Origin of the sequence: Pseudomonas sp. 2,4-D, assembly GCF_030418155.1 — a bacterium.
In the GTDB taxonomy this organism is placed as follows: Bacteria; Pseudomonadota; Gammaproteobacteria; order Pseudomonadales; family Pseudomonadaceae; genus Aquipseudomonas; species Aquipseudomonas alloputida.
In genome coordinates this window covers 82,563-104,201 of sequence record NZ_JAUHUI010000009.1, presented here as the reverse complement: position 1 = coordinate 104,201, position 21,639 = coordinate 82,563, and the positions used below count along the sequence as shown (strand labels likewise).

Here is a 21,639-nt window from a genome sequence, read left to right as displayed (position 1 = left end):
TCCGTCGAGTCGACAGAAAAATCGCTGGCCAGAGGCAAAACCTCTGTGATGGAATAGTTATGTTATGTTGTAACACTAAAAAGCATCTGCCAAGGAACGCCCCATTCCCATGCTGTACACACCGCTTCGCCTCTCCCCCCTTGCCGTCGCACTTTGGCTGGCTGCATCCCCCAGCCAGGCCGTAGAACTTGAGCCGCAGGTCATCACCGCCAACCCGTTGGGCAACCGCCAACTGGCGGCTCCCAGCACCGTGCTCGAAGGCGACAACCTGCTGCAACAGCAGCACGGCAGCCTCGGTGAAACCTTGAACAAGCAGCCCGGTGTTGCCTCTACCTGGTTCGGCCCTGGCGCCAGCCGACCGGTGATCCGCGGCTTGGATGGCGACCGCATTCGTATCCTGCGCAATGGCGTCGGTGCCCTGGATGCCTCGTCGCTGTCCTATGACCACGCCGTGCCCCTGGACCCGGTGACGGTCGACCGCGTCGAAATCGTCCGCGGCCCGGCCGCCTTGCTGTATGGCGGTAATGCCATTGGCGGCGTGGTCAACACCTTCGACAACCGTATCCCGGACTCGCCGATCGAGGGCATCCACGGTGCCGGTGAACTGCGTTACGGCGGCGCCGACACCACCCGCAGCAGCGCCGGCAAGCTGGAGGCCGGCGACGGCGCCTTCGCCCTGCACCTGGATGCCAACAGCCGCCAGTTCAACGACCTGCGCATCCCGGGCTACGCACGCAGCGCCAAGGTGCGCGATGCCGACGAGCCCGGCAGCAAACACCGCCTGGAAAACAGCGACGGTCGCCAGGACGGCGGCGCAATCGGTGGTAGCTACCACTGGGACCACGGCTATGCCGGCCTGTCGTACAGCGGTTACGACAGCAACTATGGCTCGGTGGCCGAGTCCGGCGTGCGCCTGGACATGAAACAGGATCACTACGCCTTCGCCTCCGAACTGCGCGACCTCGACGGCCCGTTCAGCTCAGTCAAGGTAGATGCCGGTTACACCGACTACGAACACAGCGAAATCGAGGAAGGCGAGGTCCATACCACCTTCAAGAACAAGGGCTACGAAGCCCGCATCGAAGCCCGTCACCAGCCGCTAGGACCGGTGGAAGGGGTCATTGGGGCCCAGGTCAGCCGTAACGAATTTTCGGCCCTCGGCGAGGAAGCCTTCGTCCCGCATACCGATACCGACAGCGTGGCGCTGTTCATGCTCGAACAGTGGCAAGCCACCGAGCGGCTGAACCTGAGCCTGGGCGCGCGCATGGAGCACACCCGCGTAGACCCAGACGCCAAAGGCAACGAGAACTTCGTCGACGCCGACAGCGCCAGCAGCTTCAACGCCTTTAGCCTGTCGTCGGGAGCTGTGTACCAGTTCGACCCAATCTGGTCGCTGGCCGCTAACCTTGGCTACACCGAGCGCGCCCCTACCTTTTACGAGCTGTACGCCAATGGCGCGCACGTAGCCACCGGCGCGTTTGAAGTCGGTGACACCGGCCTGAACAAGGAAAAGGCCATTTCCGCCGACCTGGCGCTGCGCTTCGACAACGGCACCCACAAGGGCAGTGTTGGGGTGTTCTACAGCCATTTTCGCAACTACATCGGCCTGATCGGCACGGGCAACCTGCGTGAGGGCGGACATGATCACGACCATGACGAGGATGACCACGACCACGATCATGACGACGGCTTCCCGGAATACCAGTACCAAGGCGTGCGGGCGCGCTTCTACGGGATCGAGGCCCAGGACCGCTGGCAACTGGTCGAGAACCGTTACGGCAGCTTTGCGCTGGAGTTGTCCGGTGACTACACCCGGGCCAAGAACCTGGACAGCGGCGAGCCACTGCCCCGCATCGCCCCGCTGCGCCTGAACAGCGGCCTGGTCTGGGAACTGGACCGCTGGCAGGCGCGGGTAGACGTGCAGCACGCTGCGTCGCAGCACCGCAAACCCGCCAACGAAACCAGCACCGATGGCTACACCACCTTGGGCGCGAGCGTTGGCTACCGCTTCGACATTGGTCAAAGCCAGTGGTTGGCGTTTGTGCGCGGCGAAAACCTGACCGACCAGACCGTGCGCTATGCCAGTTCGATCCTGCGCGATATCGCACCGGCGCCGGGGCGCAGTGTGGAAGTCGGGTTGCGTACCACCTTCTGAACCACAAGCGACGAAGATCGGTGTAGAAACGGGTTCACCCGCGAATACGATGGTAGGACAACCGGCGCATTCGCGGGTGAACCCGCTCCTACACCTGCCTCGATTAATGACGACTGTTGCCCGTTCAACAACAATCCTCTGCGACAATTTGTCTTTTTTTCTTATAACTTCCCCTATATCCTCCCCGCCGCAAGCTGAAACGCTTCATCGAACAATCTTGTCGCCATATCCATTGAGGGGCCCGCCCTTCGATGCGCTTGCCGTTTTTTTCAATAATCAAAAGATAGCGCTATCTCATGTTCCAACTGCCTAAAACCTGCTACATCGGCCTCGCCCTCAGTGCCTTGGCAACCCCCGCCGGCGCCAGCGAAATGTTCGCCAGCGACTCCCCTTGGATGCTCGGCGACTGGGGCGGAACCCGCAGCGAACTGCTGGAAAAGGGCTACGAGTTCACCCTTGGCTACACTGGCGAGATGGGCAGCAACCTGCACGGCGGCTACGACCACGACCGCACCGCGCGCTACAGCGACCAGTTCACCTTCGGCAGCCACCTGGACCTGGAGAAGATCCTCGGCTGGCACGACACCGAATTCCAGCTGACCGTCACCGAGCGCCACGGCGACAACATCAGCAACGACCGCATCAACGACCCGCGTGTCGGCGGCTTCACCTCCGCCCAGGAAGTCTGGGGCCGCGGCGAAACCTGGAGGCTGACGCAGATGTGGATCAAGCAGAAGTACTTCGACGGTGCGCTGGATGTGAAATTCGGCCGCTTCGGTGAAGGCGAGGACTTCAACAGCTTCCCTTGCGACTTCCAGAACCTGGCCTTCTGCGGCTCGCAGGTGGGCAACTGGGTGGGTGGCATCTGGTACAACTGGCCAGTCAGCCAGTGGGCCCTGCGCGTGCGCTACAACCTTACCCCTGAGCTGTACGCACAGGTCGGCGTCTTCGAGCAGAACCCTTCCAACCTTGAATCTGGCAATGGTTTCAAGCTCAGCGGCAGCGGCACCCAAGGTGCGGTAATGCCGTTCGAACTGGTATGGACCCCACGTATCCAAGGCTTGAAAGGGGAATATCGTGCCGGCTACTACTACAGTAATGCCAAGGCACAAGATGTTCTCAAGGACAGCAACGGTCAGCCGGCCGCCATCAGCGGCGCCGCCTACCGCAGCAGCTCGAGCAAGCACGGCTTGTGGATTGGCGCCCAGCAGCAGGTCACCTCGCTGGCGTCCGACCAGTCACGCGGCTTGAGCGTGTTCGCCAACGCCACCGTGCATGACAAGAAGACCAATGCCATCGACAACTATGTGCAGGCAGGACTGGTATTCAAAGGGCCCTTCGATGCCCGCGCCAAGGACGACATCGGTTTCGCCCTGGCCCGCGTACACGTCAACCCTGCCTATCGCAAGAACGCCCGCCTGGCCAACCAGGCCGCCGGCCTCTACGACTACGACAACCCAGGCTTCCTGCCCGTGCAGGACACCGAGTACAGCGCCGAGCTGTACTACGGCATTCATTTGGCCGACTGGCTCACGGTACGCCCCAACCTGCAGTACATCCGCCACCCGGGCGGGGTGTCGCAGGTCGATGGCGCCCTGATCGGCGGCCTGAAGATCCAGAGCAGTTTCTAACCCCTTTTTTGACCTGACGGAGAACCTACGATGAGCACTGAAGGTGCGAACCAAGGAAGCCGCTGGCTACCGCGCCTGATTGGCGCGCTGCTGTTGCTGATGGGCCTGGCCCTGCTGGCCGGCGGTATCAAGCTGAGCCAGCTGGGCGGATCGCTGTACTACCTGATCGCCGGTATCGGCTTTGCCCTTTCGGGCATCCTGCTGCTGGCCCAACGCCAGATCGCCCTAGGCCTGTATGGCCTGGTGCTGCTGGGCAGCACCGTTTGGGCCCTGCTCGAAGTGGGCCTGGACTGGTGGCAACTGGTGCCTCGTCTGGCCATCTGGTTCGCCATCGGCGTGGTACTGCTGCTACCGTGGGCACGTCGCCCGCTGATCGGCCCGGCCAGCAAAGCCAATACTGCACTGCTCGGCCTGGCAGTGGTCGCTTCGGGCGCTTGCGCGCTGGGCAGCCAGTTCACCCATCCCGGTGAAGTGTTCGGCGAACTGGGCCGCGACAGCAGCGAAATGGCCAGTGCCGCACCGGCCATGCCCGACGGCGAATGGCAGGCCTACGGCCGTACCGAGCATGGCGACCGCTACTCGCCGCTGCACCAGATCACCCCGCAGAACGCCTACCGTCTGGAAGAGGCCTGGCGCATTCGCACCGGTGATCTGCCAACCGAAAACGACCCGGTGGAGCTGACCAACCAGAACACCCCGTTGAAGGTCAACGGCATGCTGTACGCCTGCACCGCGCACAGTCGCCTGCTGGCGCTGGACCCGGACACTGGCGCGGAAATCTGGCGCTACGACCCGCAGGTCAAGAGCCCGACCGGGACCTTCAAGGGCTTTGCCCACATGACCTGCCGTGGCGTCTCGTACTATGACGAAAACCGCTACGTCAGCCGCGACGGCAGCCCGGCACCGAAAATTACCGACGCAGGCCAGGCGGTGGCCCAAGCCTGCCCGCGTCGTCTCTACCTGCCGACTGCAGATGCCCGCCTGATCGCCATCAACGCCGACAACGGCAAGGTCTGCGAAGGTTTCGCCAACCAGGGCGTGATCGACCTCACCACCGGCATTGGCCCGTTCACCGCCGGCGGCTATTACTCCACCTCGCCTGCTGCGATTACCCGTGACCTGGTGATCATCGGTGGCCACGTCACCGACAACGAGTCGACCAATGAGCCGTCCGGGGTGATCCGCGCCTACGACGTGCACGACGGCCACCTGGTGTGGAACTGGGACAGCAACAACCCGGACGACACCAAGCCATTGGCTGCCGGCAAAATGTACAGCCGCAACTCGGCCAACATGTGGTCGATCGCCAGCGTCGACGAAGACCTTGGCATGATCTACCTGCCGCTGGGCAACCAGACCCCGGACCAGTGGGGCGCCGACCGCACCCCGGGCGCCGAGAAGTACAGCGCCGGCGTGGTCGCCCTTGACCTGGCCACCGGCAAGGCACGCTGGAACTACCAGTTCACCCATCACGACCTGTGGGACATGGACGTCGGCAGCCAGCCGACCCTGGTACACCTGAAAACCGACGATGGCGTGAAACCGGCGATCATCGTACCGACCAAGCAAGGCAGCCTGTACGTGCTCGACCGCCGCGACGGCACGCCAATCGTGCCGATCCGCGAGATCCCCACCCCACAAGGCGCAGTGGAAGGCGACCACACCTCGCCCACCCAGGCCCGCTCCGACCTCAACCTGCTCGGCCCAGAGCTGACCGAACAGGCCATGTGGGGCGCCACGCCTTTCGATCAGATGCTGTGCCGCATCCAGTTCCGCGAGCTGCGCTACGAAGGCCAGTACACCCCGCCATCCGAACAAGGTTCGTTGGTCTACCCCGGCAACGTCGGTGTATTCAACTGGGGCAGCGTGTCGGTCGACCCGGTGCGCCAGCTGCTGTTCACTTCGCCCAACTACATGGCGTTCGTGTCGAAGATGGTCCCGCGTGAGCAGGTTGCCGAAGGCAGCAAGCGCGAGAGCGAGACCAGCGGCGTGCAGCCGAACACCGGTGCACCGTATGCAGTGACCATGCACCCGTTCATGTCGCCGCTCGGCGTACCGTGCCAGGCACCCGCCTGGGGCTACGTCGCCGCCATCGACCTGTTCACCAACAAGGTGGTGTGGAAACACAAGAACGGCACCACCCGGGACAGCACTCCGGTGCCGATCGGCCTGCCGGTTGGCGTGCCAAGCATGGGTGGCTCGATCGTCACCGCCGGTGGCGTCGCCTTCCTCAGCGGCACGCTCGACCAGTACCTTCGAGCCTATGACGTGAACAACGGCAAGGAGTTGTGGAAAGCTCGCCTGCCAGCGGGTGGCCAGGCTACGCCGATGAGCTACACCGGCAAGGACGGCAAGCAGTACGTGCTGGTGACTGCCGGCGGCCATGGCTCGCTGGGCACCAAGATGGGCGATTACATCATCGCTTACAAATTAGCTGAGTAAGCGACACCGCTCCCACAGGCTCAACCCTGTGGGAGCGGCCTTGTGTCGCGATTGGGTCGCGCAGCGGCCCCAACGCTCTAGAATGCTGGATGGATTCTGGGGCTGCTGCGCAGCCCAATCGCGACACAAGGCTGCTACCGAACCATTGAAACCCATCCCTCCCCGCCCCATCTAAGCACCATAGTCATTCACGCAGGTGCCCCATGAGCGACCAGCAGGATTTCCCGGAACACCCGGACGAACACAGCGAAGTCGAACACACCCTCCAGGCCGAAACCGGCCACGCCCTCGCCCTGCCCGGCCAGCAGCTGCCGGACAAGGTCTACGTCATCCCGATCCACAACCGCCCGTTCTTCCCGGCCCAGGTACTGCCGGTCATCGTCAATGAAGAACCCTGGGCCGAAACGCTCGACCTGGTGGCCAAGTCACCGGACCACTGCCTGGCGCTGTTCTTCATGGACACCCCGCCAGAAGACCACCGCCACTTCGACACCTCGGCACTGCCGCAGTACGGCACGCTGGTCAAGGTGCACCATGCCAGCCGCGAAAACGGCAAGTTGCAGTTCGTCGCCCAGGGCCTGTCCCGGGTGCGCATCCGCAACTGGCTCAAGCACCACCGCCCGCCCTATCTGGTCGAAGTCGAATACCCGCGCCAGCCCGCCGAGCCGACCGACGAGGTCAAAGCCTACGGCATGGCACTGATCAACGCGATCAAAGAGCTGCTGCCGCTCAATCCGCTGTACAGCGAAGAGCTGAAGAACTACCTCAACCGCTTCAGCCCCAACGACCCCTCGCCGCTCACCGACTTCGCCGCCGCGCTCACCTCGGCCACCGGCAACCAGTTGCAGGAAGTGCTCGACTGCGTGCCCATGCTCAAACGCATGGAAAAGGTACTGCCAATGCTGCGCAAAGAGGTGGAAGTCGCACGCTTGCAGAACGAGATTTCGGCCGAGGTCAACCGGCAGATCGGCGAGCACCAGCGCGAGTTCTTCCTCAAGGAACAACTCAAGGTCATCCAGCAGGAGCTGGGGCTGACCAAGGACGACCGCAGCGCCGACCTCGAACAGTTCGAACAGCGCCTGGAAGGCAAGACCCTGCCGCCCCAGGCACGCAAGCGCATCGATGAAGAGATGGGCAAACTGGCCATCCTGGAAACCGGCTCACCCGAATACGCCGTCACCCGCAACTATCTGGAATGGGCCACCGCCCTGCCGTGGGGCGTGTACGGCAAAGACAAGCTCGACCTCAAGCACGCGCGCAAAGTCCTCGACCAGTACCACTCCGGCCTCGACGACATCAAGGAGCGCATTCTCGAGTTCCTCGCCGTGGGCGCCTGGAAAGGCGAGATCAGCGGTTCGATCGTGCTGTTGGTAGGCCCGCCCGGGGTGGGCAAGACCAGCATCGGCAAGTCCATCGCCGAATCGCTTGGCCGGCCGTTCTATCGCTTCAGCGTCGGCGGCATGCGTGACGAAGCCGAGATCAAGGGCCACCGCCGCACCTACATCGGTGCTCAGCCTGGCAAGCTGGTGCAGGCCCTGAAAGACGTCGAAGTGATGAACCCGGTGATCATGCTCGACGAAATCGACAAGATGGGCCAGAGCTACCAGGGCGACCCGGCCTCAGCGTTGCTGGAAACCCTCGACCCCGAGCAGAACGTCGACTTCCTGGACCACTACCTGGACCTGCGCCTGGACTTGTCCAAGGTGCTGTTCGTGTGCACTGCCAACACCCTCGATTCGATTCCCGGGCCGTTGCTCGACCGCATGGAAGTGATCCGCCTGTCTGGCTATATCACCGAAGAAAAACTGACCATCGCCAAGCGCCACCTGTGGCCCAAGCAGCTGGAGAAGGCCGGCGTTTCCAAGACCAGCCTCAGCATCAGCGACAGCGCCCTGCGCCTGGTGATCGACGGTTATGCCCGCGAGGCCGGCGTGCGCCAGCTGGAGAAGCAACTGGGCAAACTGGTGCGCAAGGCCGTGGTCAAGCTGCTGGAAAACCCCGACGCCAAGCTTAAGATCGGCACCAAGGACCTGGAGACCGCACTCGGCATACCCGTGTTCCGCAGCGAGCAGGTACTGGCTGGCAAAGGCGTCATCACCGGCCTGGCCTGGACCAGCATGGGCGGCGCCACGCTGCCGATCGAGGCGACCCGCATCCACACCCACAACCGGGGCTTCAAGCTGACCGGCAAGCTGGGGGATGTGATGAAGGAGTCTGCCGAAATCGCCTACAGCTACATCAGCTCCAACCTCAAGCAATTTGGCGGGGATCCAGGTTTCTTCAACGAAGCGTTCATCCACCTGCACGTCCCCGAAGGCGCCACGCCGAAGGACGGCCCCAGTGCCGGCATCACAATGGCCAGCGCTTTGCTTTCACTGGCCCGCGACCAGTCTGCCAAAAAAGGTGTCGCCATGACGGGCGAGCTGACCCTCACCGGTCAGGTACTGCCGATTGGCGGCGTGCGCGAGAAGGTGATTGCAGCGCGGCGGCAGAAGATTTTCGAACTGATCCTGCCGGAGCCTAACCGCGGTGACTTCGAAGAACTGCCGGACTACCTGCGCGAAGGCCTGACAGTGCATTTCGCCAAGCGCTTTGCCGACGTGGCGAAAGTGCTGTTCTAGCCTGCACCGGCCTCTTCGCGGACAAGCCCGCGCCTGCACGGGTACACTATCCCTTCAGGCGCGGGCTTACTCGCGAAAGGGTCGGCACAGGCAGCACAAATTTCCTCGATCATCGGGTATCCTCAGGCCATCGCCAGCCTTCGGAGCCACCATGACCTCTCCTCGTCTGCTCGTTCCCCTGAGCTTCGCCCTGCTTTCTGCCTGCGCGCAACAACCCTCGCAGCCTGTTGACCTGGACGCCGAAAGCGAATGCCCCAAGCGCCTGCAGGTCGGCCAGATCCTCACGCTTACCCTGCCCAGCAACCCCACCACCGGCTACCGCTGGCTGGTACAGAACCCGGCGCCCAACGTATTGCAAAGCCTTGGCCCCGAGGTTTACAGCGCGCCTGAAGACACCGGTATCGTTGGCAGCTCGGGCCTATCGACCTGGCGCTTCCAGGCCCGCGCTACGGGCGAAGGGAACCTGGTGTTGGTCTACCAGCAACCCTGGGCCCCGGAAGTGCGCCCGGTACAGACCTTCGATTGCAGCATCCGGGTCAATTGAACGCAAAGCGCTGGTCAGCCAACCATGCATCAAGGCTGCGGTTTGGCTAGAATGCGCCCCCTGCCTATCACCAGCCGCCTGGATTCGCCGTGAGCAAACAACCCGACCGCCTTTTCTCCCAACCCCTGGAGCAGGTGCCCGACTTCGTCTTCAACGAAGACGTCGTGCGTGTGTTCCCGGACATGATCAAGCGCTCGGTGCCCGGTTACCCAACCATTGTCGAGAACCTCGGGGTTCTGGCCGCTCGGTTCGCCCAGCCAGGCACCGCACTGTACGATCTGGGTGCATCGCTGGGTGCCGTTACCCAGTCGCTGCGGCGCCATGTGCGCAGCGACGGCTGCAGGGTAATCGCGGTGGATAACTCCGCCGCCATGGTCGAGCGCTGCCGCCAGTACCTCACTGCGCAGGATTCGATGTTCCAGGAGTTGCTGCCAGTGCACGTGCTGGAAGCCGATATCCTTGCCCTGCCCTTCGAGCCCGCCTCGGTAGTGGCGATGAACTTCACCCTGCAGTTCATCGCACCTGACCAGCGCCTTGAACTGCTCGGGCGAATCCGCCAGGCGCTGCTGCCCGGCGGCGCGCTGATTCTGTCGGAAAAGCTGCGCTTCGCCGATGAGCAAGAGCAGGACCTGCTCAATGAACTGCACCTGGATTTCAAACGGGCCAATGGCTACAGCGAACTGGAGATCGCCCAGAAGCGCAGCGCCATCGAAAACGTGATGAAGCCCGATACACTCGAAACCCACCAGGAACGCCTACGCGCAGCCGGCTTCTCGAAAGTGGTCCCTTGGTTCCAATGCCTTAACTTCGCCTCGTTGATAGCCCTGCCATGATCGATCTGTCTCCCCTCGTCCGCCGCCTGACGGGCACGCCCCTGGCTTCCTGGTCGCAAGGCCTGCAAGCACAACTGGACGCCAAGCTGGAAAAGGGTCACGGTGACCTCGACCGCTGGCGCGGGGCGCTGGAAGCCCTGCCCGCCCTGCAACCCAGTGAGATCGACCTGGTCAACGGGTTGCGTCTGGATTGCGACTGCGACGACGCCACCCGCGCGCAGATGCGCCAGGCACTGATGGGACTGTCGCCTTGGCGCAAAGGGCCGTTCGACCTGTTCGGCGTGCACGTTGACACCGAATGGCGTTCGGACTGGAAGTGGTCACGGGTCGGCCCGCACCTGGACCTCAAGGGCAAGCGTGTACTCGACGTGGGCTGTGGCAATGGCTACTACCAATGGCGCATGCTCGGCGCCGGCGTAGACATGGTGATTGGCGTCGACCCCAACTGGCTGTTCTTCTGCCAGTTCCAGGCCGTGCAGCAATACCTGCCGGAGTTGCCGGCCTGGCACCTGCCGTTCGCCCTGGAAGACCTGCCCGCCAACCTGGAAGGTTTCGATACCGTGTTTTCCATGGGCGTGTTCTATCACCGCCGCTCGCCCATCGAGCACTTGCTGGCGCTCAAGGACTGCCTGGTCAAGGGTGGCGAGCTGGTGCTGGAAACGCTGGTTATCGAGGGCGACGAAAACCAGGTGCTGGTGCCTGAGGACCGCTACGCACAGATGCGCAACGTCTGGTACCTGCCGTCGGTACCGGCGCTGGCCCGCTGGTTGCGCCGTGCCGGCTTCAGCGATGTGCGCTGCGTCGACGTGAGCGTGACCAGCGTCGAGGAGCAGCGCAGCACCGATTGGATGCGCTACCAGTCACTGAGCGACTTCCTCGACCCGAACGACCACAGCAAGACCGTCGAAGGCCTGCCTGCCCCTCGCCGCGCCACCCTGCTGGCGCGCAAATGAGAAAGGCGCCCGCAGGGGCGCCTGAATACACTTGCGGCGAGGAGCCGACAAATCAGCGCGAAGCCGCCACGATCAGCGCCTTCATTTCGGCCACAGCAGCCTTGAAGCCGACAAACAGGGCATGCGCCACCAGCGCATGACCAATGTTCAGTTCATTGATACCCTTGATCGCCGCTACCGCCTCGACGTTGTGGTAGTGCAGCCCGTGACCCGCATTGACGATCAGCCCCTGCCCCACGCCAAACGCCACACCCTCGACGATACGCTTGAGCTCTTCAGCCACATCGGTGGGGGTTTCGGCATCGGCATAACGGCCGGTGTGCAGCTCGATGGCCGGTGCACCAACCCGACGCGAAGCCTCGATCTGCCGTTCGTCGGCGTCGATGAACAGCGACACCTCGGCACCGGTACGCGCCAGCCGTTCCACTGCAGCCTTGATCCGCGCTTCCTGCCCTGCCACGTCCAGGCCACCTTCGGTGGTCAGCTCCTGACGGGTTTCGGGTACCAGGCAGATGTGCGCCGGCCGAATCTTTTCGGCAAAGGCCATCATCTCTTCGGTGACGCCCATCTCGAAGTTCATGCGGGTCTGCAGTACATCCTTGAGCAGCACGACGTCACGCTCCTGGATGTGCCGGCGGTCTTCGCGCAGGTGCACGGTGATGCCATCGGCGCCTGCTTCCTCGGCGTCCAGGGCAGCCTTGACCGGGTCAGGGTAGCGCGTGCCACGGGCCTGGCGCAGGGTCGCCACGTGGTCGATGTTGACGCCAAGAAGCATGCGGTTGCTGTGAGTCACGAAAGGCTCTCCTGAGGATTGAGCCCAACAGCATACGTCCTGATCAGCGCTTGCGAAACAGTTCCCGGCTGACCAGCGGTTTTGCCCCCAGGTGAACTGCCAGTGCCTGGCGCATCAGCCGCTTCGCGGCAAGCAAGGCGCCAGGGGCATCCCAGTCGGTTTGGGCCAGGGCCAGCAGTTCGGTGCCACGGAACAGGCCGGGCTGCGCCAGCTCAACACGCTCCAGGCCGGCGTCAACGCGCAAGCGGTACAGGCCATCGGCGGCAATGGGCTGCTCGTTGACGTCATGGTGCAAGGAAAACGCATAACCGAGTTCGTCCAGCAGCCGCCATTCGAACGAGCGCAGCAGGGGTTCCAGCGGTCGACCGGCGCTCAGTGCCTGCAAGGTCAAGGTGTAGTGCTCGAACAGGGCCGGGAACGGCGCTTCGGCAGGCAACAGGCGCATCAGCAGCTCATTGAGGTACAGCCCGCTGAACAGCGCATCGCCGTGAAGCCAGGCGGCGATGCCGGTGCTGTCCATGCGGCTGACATTCTTCAGTTCGCCACGCCCACGCAGCTCCACCTCCAGCGACACGAACGGTCGCACCAGACTACCGCCCTTACCCCGCGCGCGACGCAACACGGCACGCATGCGGCCCTGCGGGGTGAAGAAATCTACCAGCGCGCTGGTTTCCTTGTAGGCACGGCTGTGCAGTACGTAGGCTGGCTGGCCGACAGGTTGTTCCATTAAAAATCACTCGCGCCTAAAGTTGCACCGGCCCTTGTGGGAGCGGCCTTGTGTCGCGAAAAGGGCCGCAAAGCGGCCCCAGATTTTTAGCTTCGCAGCATAAATCGCCGGGGCTGCTGCGCAGCCCTAACGCGACACAAGGCCGCTCCTACAGGGACCAGCGCGCGGCTTACAGGTCGCCGTAGCCCAGCGAACGCAGTGCGCGCTCGTCGTCGGACCAGCCGCCCTTTACCTTGACCCACAGGTTGAGCATGACCTTGGAATCGAACAGCACTTCCATGTCCTTGCGCGCCTCGGAACCGATGCGCTTGATGCGCTCGCCCTTGTCACCAATGATGATTTTCTTCTGGCCATCGCGTTCAACCAGGATCAACGCGTGAATGTGCAGCACATGGCCCTGCTGCTTGAACTCCTCGATCTCCACGGTGATCTGGTACGGCAACTCCGCGCCCAGCTGACGCATGATCTTCTCGCGTACCAGTTCAGCGGCCAGGAAGCGGCTGCTACGGTCGGTGATCTGGTCTTCGGGGAAGAAATGATCGTTCTCGGGCAGGTGCTTGGCGATCTGTGCTTCCAGCGCTTCAAGGTTGTGCCCCTGCTGTGCGGAAATCGGCATCACCTCGGCGTTCGGCAGTTGCTCTTGCAGCCACTGCAGGTGCGGGATCAGCTCGGCTTTCTCTTCCATGCGGTCGGTCTTGTTGACCGCGATGATCAGCGGGCCGGTGACATACTGCACGCGCTCCAGAACCAGTTGGTCCTCGTCGGTCCACTTGGTACGGTCGACCACGAAGATAACCACGTCGACGTCCTTGAGGGCAGCGGAGGCGTTGCGGTTCATGTAACGGTTCAGGGCCTTGTCGTTGGCCTTGTGCATACCGGGGGTATCGACGTAGATGGCCTGCACATCACCTTCGGTCTTGATGCCGAGCATGTTGTGGCGGGTGGTCTGCGGCTTGCGCGAGGTAATCGCCAGCTTCTGGCCCAGGATGTGGTTGAGCAGGGTCGACTTGCCGACGTTGGGACGGCCGACAATGGCTACGTAGCCGCAGCGGGTCGGGTTGCTATCAGTCATTGCCATTCTCCACGCCCAGGGCGATCAGTGCAGACGCGGCGGCGACTTGCTCGGCAATACGCCGGCTAACGCCTTGACCACGGCTCTTGTTGTTCAGCAGTACCACTTCGCATTCGACGAAGAAGGTCCGGCAGTGTGGTTCACCCTGGATATCCACGACTTCGTAACGCGGCAGCTCACAGCTGCGCGACTGCAGGAACTCTTGCAGGCGGGTTTTCGGATCTTTATTGGTGTCGACCAGTGTCAGGCCTTCGAACTCATCGGCCAGCCAGGCCAGGATGCGCTCCCGGGCGGTGTCCATGTCGGCGTCCAGGTAGATGGCACCAATCAGTGCCTCCAGGGCGTCGGCCAGGATCGACTCGCGGCGAAAGCCGCCGCTCTTTAGTTCTCCAGAACCCAGGCGCAGGTAATCGCCCAGGTCAAAACCACGGGCCAGACGGGCCAGGGTCTCACCCTTGACCAACCGCGCACGCAGCCGCGACAACTGGCCTTCGCGGGCCTGCGGAAAACGCTCGAACAGCGCTTCGCCGGCAACGAAGTTGAGAATGGCGTCACCGAGGAACTCCAGGCGCTCATTGTTGCGCCCGGCGTAACTGCGATGGGTCAGCGCCAGGAGCATCTGGTCCTGGTTCTTGAAGGTGTAACCGAGCTTTCGCTCCAGACCGGCAAGGGAAGCACTCATGCGGCCACCCGATCGTTGTTCAACGCGTTGTTCAAATCAACATCCTGAAAGACTGTTTGGCTGTGGTCCGCCGATCGATTTGCGGCGAATCTCCCGATCCCTGAGAACACAGCCTATGTCAGAAATGCATTCGGCGCTGTCTGCTGGACAGCGCCGATGGGTATCAATGGATCAGGCCAACCCGCGACAGGTTGGGCAAGTGGCTGAGTTTGGGCTCTGGCCAGCTCATCCACACCGCGAAGGCCTTGCCGACAATGTTCCGGTCCGGAACCATGCCGTGCAGTTCCTTGGGAATGTTCGGGTCATCCCAGAAACGGCTATCGTTGGAGTTGTCGCGGTTGTCGCCCATCATGAAGTAATGGCCCGCAGGTACGGTCCACTGCTGGTCCGGCGGCATGCGATAACGGCTCATTTCCTTGCGGATCAGGTGTTCGGCCGCGCCGAGCTTTTCCTTGTACAGCTGAGCACTGCCCAGGGTACCCGGCTCGCTGCCCACCAGTTGTTCGGCAACGGGCTGGCCGTTGACGAACAGCCGCTTGTCGTTGGTGTAGCGGACCACGTCGCCCGGCAGGCCAACCACACGCTTGATGTAGTTGACATTCGGGTCGCTCGGGTAACGGAACACCATCACATCCCCGCGTTGCGGGTCACCGACCTCGATGACCTTCTTGTCGATCACCGGCAGGCGAATGCCGTACGAGAATTTGTTCACCAGGATGAAGTCGCCCACTTCCAGGGTCGGTTTCATCGATCCCGAAGGAATCTGGAACGGCTCGACCAGGAACGAACGCAGCACCAGCACGATGAACAGCACCGGGAAGAACGACTTGCCGTACTCGACCAGCAACGGCTCCTTGTTCAGCCGTTCGACCACCGCCATCTCAGGCTGGCTGACGCTGCCCTGATAGTTGGCGATTGCCGCACGCCGGCGCGGGGCCAGGAACAGCAGGTCGATCAAGCCCAGCAGACCGCAGATGAAGACGGCGATGACCAGCAACAGCGGGAAATTTAGCGACATAGGACCTAGCTATCCAACCTGAGCACGGCGAGGAAGGCTTCTTGTGGAATTTCCACATTGCCCACCTGTTTCATGCGTTTCTTACCGGCCTTCTGCTTCTCCAGCAGCTTCTTCTTACGGCTGACGTCACCGCCGTAGCACTTGGCCAGTACGTTCTTTCTGAGCGCCTTGACGGTTGTCCGCGCAATGATCTGGCCGCCAATGGCTGCCTGGATCGCTACGTCGAACATCTGCCGAGGGATCAGTTCCTTCATCTTCTCGGTCAACGCACGGCCTTTGTAGGCCGCGTTGTCGCGGTGCACGATCAATGCCAGGGCATCGACCTTGTCGCCGTTGATCAGCACGTCCAGCTTGACCAGGTTGGCCGACTGGTAGCGATCGAAATGATAATCCAGCGAAGCATAGCCGCGGCTGGTGGATTTGAGGCGGTCGAAGAAATCGAGCACCACTTCGTTCATCGGCATGTCGTAACGCACCTGCACCTGGCTGCCGAGGAACTGCATGTCGCGCTGTACGCCACGCTTCTCGATGCACAGGGTGATGACGTTGCCCAGGTGCTCCTGCGGAACCAGGATGGTCGCGGTGACGATCGGCTCGCGGAAGTCGGCTACAGCCGAAACGTCCGGAAGCTTGGACGGGTTGTCGACGACGATGGTTTCGCCAGTTTTCAACTCCAGCTCGTAGATCACGCTGGGTGCGGTGGTGATCAGGTCCAGGTCGTATTCGCGCTCCAGGCGCTCCTGGATGATCTCCATGTGCAACATGCCCAGGAAACCGCAACGGAAGCCAAAGCCCAGCGCGTCGGAGCTTTCCGGCATGTACTGCAGCGAGGAGTCGTTCAGGGTCAGCTTCTGCAGAGCGTCGCGGAAATCCTCGAAGTCGTCGGAACTGACCGGGAACAGGCCGGCATAGACCTGCGGCTGGATCTTCTTGAAGCCTGGCAACACCTCGACTTCAGGGGTCGAGGACAGGGTCAGGGTGTCGCCAACCGGGGCACCGTGGATGTCCTTGATGCTGGCGATGATGAAGCCTACTTCGCCGGCTTTCAGATCAGCAGTCTGGGTGTGTTTCGGGGTGAAGACACCGACGCTGTCGACCAGGTGCACCTTGCCAGTGGACTTGACCAGGATCTTGTCGCCTTTCTTGACGCGGCCCTGGCGCACGCGCACCAGCGAGACCACACCCAGGTAATTGTCGAACCAGGAGTCGATGATCAGCGCTTGCAGCGGTGCATCGATCTCACCTTCTGGCGCGGGGATGGTGTGCACCAGGCGCTCGAGCACCTCGTCCACGCCCATGCCGCTCTTGGCGCTGCAGGCCACGGCGTCGGTGGCGTCGATACCGATGATCTTCTCGATCTCGTCCTTGACACGGTCCGGGTCGGCCTGGGGCAGGTCCATCTTGTTCAGGACCGGCATGACCTCCAGGCCCTGCTCGATGGCGGTGTAGCAGTTGGCTACGGACTGGGCCTCCACGCCCTGGCCGGCGTCAACCACCAGCAGTGCCCCCTCACAGGCCGCCAGCGAGCGCGAGACTTCGTAGGTGAAGTCGACGTGGCCGGGCGTGTCGATGAAGTTCAGCTGGTAGGTCTTGCCGTCCTGCGCCTTGTAGTGAAGCGTGACGCTGTGGGCCTTGATGGTGATACCGCGCTCACGCTCCAGGTCCATGGAATCGAGCACCTGGGCTTCCATCTCGCGCGCCGACAGGCCACCGCACATCTGGATGAAACGGTCAGCCAGCGTCGACTTGCCATGGTCGATGTGGGCGATGATGGAGAAATTGCGGATATGACTCAAATCACTCACGGGTCAACACTCGAAAAGGCTGCGAGCCGGACGCCCGCCGAAAAATAGCCGGGAATTGTACCTTAAGCTGCTGGGTTATGGGAGATTCCTCTGTCCGACTGTACACAGCAATCATTCCCGCAATTGTGAATATTCATGAAAAAGGGCAGCCGAAGCTGCCCTTTCGCCTTGCGAAACCGCTTATTCAGCAAGCTTGAAGGTGATGAAGCTGGCACGGCCCTGACGCAGTACGCGCATCGACACGGAACGGTTCTTCGGCAGTTCCTTGGCAATTTCGGTGAATTCCTTGGCCGAACCGATGGCCTGGTTGTTCAGATGGCTGATGACATCACCCGGGCGCAAGCCGATCATGGCTGCCGGACCATCCTGCACTTCCTTGATGACCACACCACCTTTGAGCTCCAGGGATTTTTTCTGCTCGGCGGTCAGGTCGGCGACCGAGACACCCAGGCGGTTGCTGCTGCGCTCGGCGCTGCCTTCGGTGCCAGCGCCAATGTCAACGTCGTCATCCGGCAGCGCGCCGACGCTGATGTCCAGGTTCTGGCGCTTGCCATTGCGAATGATTTCCAGCTTGGCCTTCTCGCCATCCTTGAGGCCGCCTACCAAGTGCGGCAGATCGGCCGACATGACGATTGGCTGGCCGTTCATGCTAAGGATCACGTCGCCCACCTGCAGGCCGCCTTTGGCTGCCGGGCCGTTTTCCAGCACCTGGGCCACCAGGGCGCCCGCCGGCTTGTCCAGGCCGAACGATTCAGCCAGGTCCTTGTTGACCTCCTGAATCACCACGCCCAGCCAGCCGCGGCTGACCTTGCCGTCTTTCTTCAGCTGGTTGGAGACATCGATCGCCACATCGATCGGGATGGCGAACGACAGGCCCATGAAACCGCCAGAACGGGTGAAGATCTGCGAGTTGATCCCCACCACTTCGCCTTTCATGTTGAACAGCGGGCCGCCGGAGTTACCCGGGTTGATGGCCACGTCGGTCTGGATGAACGGTACGTAGGTGTCATTGGGCAGGGTCCGGCCCTTGGCGCTGACGATACCTTTGGTCACCGAATGGTCGAAGCCGAACGGCGAACCGATGGCCAGCACCCACTCGCCCACCTTGAGCTTCTCGGAGTCACCCAGCTTCACCGTCGGCAGGTTCTTGCCCTCGACTTTCAGCAGCGCCACGTCAGTGCGCGGGTCAGTACCGACCAGCTTGGCCTGCAGCTCGCTGCGGTCCGACAGGCGGACGATGATCTCGTCGGCATCGGCCACTACATGGTTATTGGTGAGCACGTAGCCATCACTGGAAATGATGAAGCCCGAGCCCAGCGACTGCGCCTCGCGCTGGCGGTCGCCGCGCGGCGAACGCGGCTGCTGGGGCATGTTGCGCTCGAAGAACTCGCGGAACATCGGCGGCAGGCCTTCCAGATCCGGCATCTGGTTTGCGGCGATCCGGCGGTCAGGCAGTTTCTGCTTGGTACTGATGTTGACCACCGCCGGCGAAGCCTGCTCCACCAGGGTGGTGAAGTCCGGCAGGGCTTCCTCGGCCTGGGCGGTGAGTACTTGGCCGAGCATCAGCACAGCGGCGAACATCATTAGGTAGGATTTCAAGCGTGGTATTGACATACGACTCCCGTCACAACGAGCGGTAGTTTGGAAAGACCCCTGCACAACGCAGAAAAGGCCAGGCTCTTCAAAGCCTGACCTATAGAAAATTTGCCGATGGATTGCAAATGACAATGCTTTAATTTCATTTCAGGCGTATGCCCACCTGCCTTGGCTCGGCACGCAAAAGCGCGCCATTACTGGCGCGCCTGGGCATCCTGGGGGCGCATCGACAGGGCGACGCGTTCTGCCGTACCCAGCGGAACTTCGCCAACTACGGTCACCATCACTTTGCCCTTGGGTGTATTCAGGCGACGCGAGACTGCCGAGGTCGGGCCTAGCTGGGTGCGCATGTCGGTGCCGCCATCATCGCTCACTTGCTCGATGAACACCGAAAAACGCGCCAGGCCGTCGTCATACATCAGGCTGCTGACCGAACTGTTGCGCTTGGGATCACGGCGTACCGAGCTGTTGACCAGCTCGAAACCGGGTGGCAGCCAGTCCGAACGCCAACCCGCGACGGTATCATTGCTGCCGGCTGCCACATGCTGCACTGGCTTGCAGGCGGCACCTGGGCGCAAGTCTGCGTCGCTGGGTATTTCATCGGTATCGAGACGGGTCATCTGGAAGCGTTCCAGCAACTGCCCCTTGTCGTTGAGCATCAACGAACGCAGCGGCAAACCCGAGTGACGGTCCAGATGCAATTCGAATGCATAGCGATGCTGGTCGCGTGGCGTGAGCGTAATGATCACGGCATCGCGCCCGGCGACCCGTGACTTGCCTGCCACACTCAAATTGTACCAACCCATCAGTTTCAGCGGATCAAGCACACGCGGTGCAGTATCCGGCGGCGCCGTGACACCGCTGGCCAAGGCCCCGCTGACACACTCCACCTTGCCATCCACGCGCACGATTTCCTGGGCGGCGCCATCAAGCTGCAACAGCCGCTCGCTGACTTTGCCGTCGTCGACCCTGTGCCAGATGTCGTGGGAGGAGAAACTGCCGTTGCGTTCGTAGACGAACGAACCTTGATAGCTCTGTTTTTGCTCGGCCTGTGCCAGCTTGTTCAGCCACTCACTCGCCTCAGGCGAAGAATTGGCCGCCAATGCTGGCACCGTCATGCAGCTGCCAATCAGCAGCGACAAGAGAGGTAGCGCGCGCATGATCCTCCTTACTTAACGGTTTTCCAGGCTGGCGGCGCGGGCATACGGCAAGGCGGTTTCAGTGCCCTTGAGCGCAGATTCCTGGGCATGCTGGCGCAGGTAGCCTGGCAGACGCTGATCCCAGCCGGCCTGGTTCTGCAGCACGCCATTGGCCATTGGCCCGGTCGGTTGCTCACTGCTTTCACTATAGCCTGCCAAAACGGCCGGGCCTTGCGCTTGTGGCACACTCAGGCCCTGCTGGACAGGCTGCTGGGCAGCAAGCTCTGCACCCGTGATCTCGTCCTGGTTGTACATACGCACACCGGCCAGTACCGCGACAGTAACCGAGGCGGCTACCGCCAGACGGCCAATGCTGCGCCAAGGGCCTTTCCTGACCTTGGCTGGCACGGCTTCGTCGGCCAGCGCCGCGGACACCGCAGAGGCGATATCCAGGTTAGGCAGCAGCAGCTCCTTGTGCATGGCTGCACGGGCAACCTGGTAACGCGACCAGGTGGCACGGGTTTCGGCGTCGTCGACGGCGTTCAACACCCGACGCAGTTCCAGTTCATCCGCTTCGTTATCCATCACCGCGGACAGCGATTCCTGCAAAGCTTCACGACTCATGGCGGTTCCTCTCTTGGCGCTGTCGCCGCTGTCTCAGGTTTCCTGCAACAACGGCTGCAGGGCTTTATCTATGGCCTCCCGAGCGCGGAAGATTCGAGAGCGCACGGTACCCACCGGACATTGCATGACACTGGCAATGTCTTCGTAACTCAGCCCGTCGAACTCGCGTAGCGTCAATGCAGTACGCAGGTCTTCGGGCAGTTGCTGGATGGTGCGATGGACAGTGCCTTCGATTTCATCCCGCAACAACGAGCGCTCTGGGGACTCGAGATCCTTGAGGCCATGATCGCCGTCGTAAAACTCCGCATCCTCGGAGCTCACATCACTGTCTGGCGGCCGTCTTCCACGGGACACCAGGTAGTTCTTCGCCGTGTTGATGGCGATGCGGTACAGCCACGTATAAAACGCACTGTCGCCGCGGAAGTTGCCAAGCGCACGGTAGGCCTTGATGAAGGCTTCCTGTGCTACATCCTGGGCCTCGTGGGTATCGTGGACAAACCGCACGATCAACCCGAGAATCTTGTGCTGATACTTCAGCACCAACAGATCGAAAGCTCGCCTGTCGCCGCGCTGAACGCGCTCGACAAGCTGCTGATCCTCTTCCTGGGTTAGCATGAACACTCCTCAGTGAACTCGAAGGAGCGTTGCATCAGCCATCGTTCAGGCTTGCAACCATAGACTCGGGCTTTGCGCAAAAGTTCTCCCCTCCAAGCAAGTTTCCTGCAGCCCTTGGTCGGCTTGCACGGAAGACGCGGCGCGGTCACGGCCGGCTACGTCGATAATCAGGTTTCAAATACACAGGGGTAAGCCTGGAAAGGCCTGCCGCCCTGCGTCGCCGCGGCAAATTGTGGCGTACGGGCAGCCTTCATAGGATTTCCGGCCATGTCGGAAAGTTCCCACAAAGGTTGTCGCAACCTGGCAGGTAGCATGGAAATGGGCCACCCGGGGCTGCTATAAAGACATCCCGACACGTTTAACGATAGTTTCACAATGCCATCCGCGCG

The 21,639-nt window shown here is 62.0% G+C and carries 17 protein-coding genes; 7 read left to right on the top strand and 10 right to left on the bottom strand.

Going from position 1 to position 21,639, the window contains the following annotated elements; translation table 11 throughout:
• The first annotated feature begins 109 nt into the window (after window positions 1-109).
• The 7 genes from QYE47_RS09485 to cmoB all read left to right on the top strand — a co-directional run bounded on the left by QYE47_RS09485 (window position 110) and on the right by cmoB (window position 11,179).
• Window positions 110-2,155, top strand: coding sequence for a TonB-dependent receptor (locus tag QYE47_RS09485; protein ID WP_014592205.1), 2,046 nt, complete (start codon window positions 110-112; stop codon window positions 2,153-2,155).
• 296 nt (window positions 2,156-2,451) lie between these two features.
• Window positions 2,452-3,786: a carbohydrate porin gene (locus QYE47_RS09480; protein ID WP_014592206.1), complete on the top strand. Its 1,335-nt coding sequence runs from the start codon at window positions 2,452-2,454 to the stop codon at window positions 3,784-3,786.
• Window positions 3,787-3,816: 30 nt separating this feature from the next.
• Window positions 3,817-6,228, top strand: a complete 2,412-nt coding sequence (locus QYE47_RS09475; protein ID WP_014592207.1) for a glucose/quinate/shikimate family membrane-bound PQQ-dependent dehydrogenase — start codon at window positions 3,817-3,819, stop codon at window positions 6,226-6,228.
• Between the two features lie 203 nt (window positions 6,229-6,431).
• On the top strand, window positions 6,432-8,849 hold the full coding sequence (lon, locus tag QYE47_RS09470; protein WP_014592208.1) for an endopeptidase La: 2,418 nt from the start codon (window positions 6,432-6,434) through the stop codon (window positions 8,847-8,849).
• A gap of 151 nt (window positions 8,850-9,000) precedes the next feature.
• Entirely contained in the window at window positions 9,001-9,393 is a 393-nt protein-coding gene (locus QYE47_RS09465) for a protease inhibitor I42 family protein (RefSeq protein ID WP_014592209.1), read from the top strand.
• 89 nt (window positions 9,394-9,482) lie between these two features.
• Window positions 9,483-10,226, top strand: a complete 744-nt coding sequence (cmoA, locus tag QYE47_RS09460; RefSeq protein WP_014592210.1) for a carboxy-S-adenosyl-L-methionine synthase CmoA — start codon at window positions 9,483-9,485, stop codon at window positions 10,224-10,226.
• Window positions 10,223-11,179, top strand: coding sequence for a tRNA 5-methoxyuridine(34)/uridine 5-oxyacetic acid(34) synthase CmoB (gene cmoB, locus QYE47_RS09455; protein WP_070384311.1), 957 nt, complete (start codon window positions 10,223-10,225; stop codon window positions 11,177-11,179). The genes cmoA and cmoB overlap by 4 nt, the downstream gene beginning before the upstream one ends.
• Window positions 11,180-11,231: 52 nt before the next feature.
• Here the strand turns inward: cmoB and pdxJ are convergent, their stop codons facing one another.
• The 10 genes from pdxJ to rpoE all read right to left on the bottom strand — a co-directional run bounded on the left by pdxJ (window position 11,232) and on the right by rpoE (window position 21,250).
• Window positions 11,232-11,972, bottom strand: a complete 741-nt coding sequence (pdxJ, locus tag QYE47_RS09450) for a pyridoxine 5'-phosphate synthase (RefSeq protein WP_014592212.1) — start codon at window positions 11,970-11,972, stop codon at window positions 11,232-11,234.
• Between the two features lie 43 nt (window positions 11,973-12,015).
• Entirely contained in the window at window positions 12,016-12,699 is a 684-nt protein-coding gene (gene recO, locus QYE47_RS09445; protein ID WP_014592213.1) for a DNA repair protein RecO, read from the bottom strand.
• Between the two features lie 169 nt (window positions 12,700-12,868).
• Window positions 12,869-13,771: a GTPase Era gene (era, locus tag QYE47_RS09440; RefSeq protein WP_003252061.1), complete on the bottom strand. Its 903-nt coding sequence runs from the start codon at window positions 13,769-13,771 to the stop codon at window positions 12,869-12,871.
• Window positions 13,764-14,453, bottom strand: a complete 690-nt coding sequence (gene rnc / locus QYE47_RS09435; protein WP_003252059.1) for a ribonuclease III — start codon at window positions 14,451-14,453, stop codon at window positions 13,764-13,766. The genes era and rnc overlap by 8 nt, the downstream gene beginning before the upstream one ends.
• Window positions 14,454-14,616: 163 nt before the next feature.
• The gene (lepB, locus tag QYE47_RS09430) at window positions 14,617-15,471 is read right to left on the bottom strand and encodes a signal peptidase I (RefSeq protein WP_003252057.1); all 855 of its coding nucleotides are present in this window, start codon (window positions 15,469-15,471) and stop codon (window positions 14,617-14,619) included.
• A 5-nt stretch (window positions 15,472-15,476) separates the two neighbouring features.
• Window positions 15,477-17,276 (bottom strand): translation elongation factor 4, encoded by a 1,800-nt coding sequence (gene lepA / locus QYE47_RS09425; RefSeq protein WP_010952535.1) that lies wholly within the window; start codon window positions 17,274-17,276, stop codon window positions 15,477-15,479.
• 180 nt (window positions 17,277-17,456) lie between these two features.
• The gene (locus tag QYE47_RS09420) at window positions 17,457-18,890 is read right to left on the bottom strand and encodes a DegQ family serine endoprotease (protein WP_019436553.1); all 1,434 of its coding nucleotides are present in this window, start codon (window positions 18,888-18,890) and stop codon (window positions 17,457-17,459) included.
• A gap of 176 nt (window positions 18,891-19,066) precedes the next feature.
• Window positions 19,067-20,032 (bottom strand): MucB/RseB C-terminal domain-containing protein, encoded by a 966-nt coding sequence (locus QYE47_RS09415; protein ID WP_014592215.1) that lies wholly within the window; start codon window positions 20,030-20,032, stop codon window positions 19,067-19,069.
• Between the two features lie 12 nt (window positions 20,033-20,044).
• The gene (locus QYE47_RS09410) at window positions 20,045-20,635 is read right to left on the bottom strand and encodes a sigma-E factor negative regulatory protein (RefSeq protein ID WP_070384312.1); all 591 of its coding nucleotides are present in this window, start codon (window positions 20,633-20,635) and stop codon (window positions 20,045-20,047) included.
• A 33-nt stretch (window positions 20,636-20,668) separates the two neighbouring features.
• Window positions 20,669-21,250, bottom strand: a complete 582-nt coding sequence (gene rpoE, locus QYE47_RS09405; protein ID WP_003252049.1) for an RNA polymerase sigma factor RpoE — start codon at window positions 21,248-21,250, stop codon at window positions 20,669-20,671.
• Window positions 21,251-21,639: the final 389 nt, after the last annotated feature.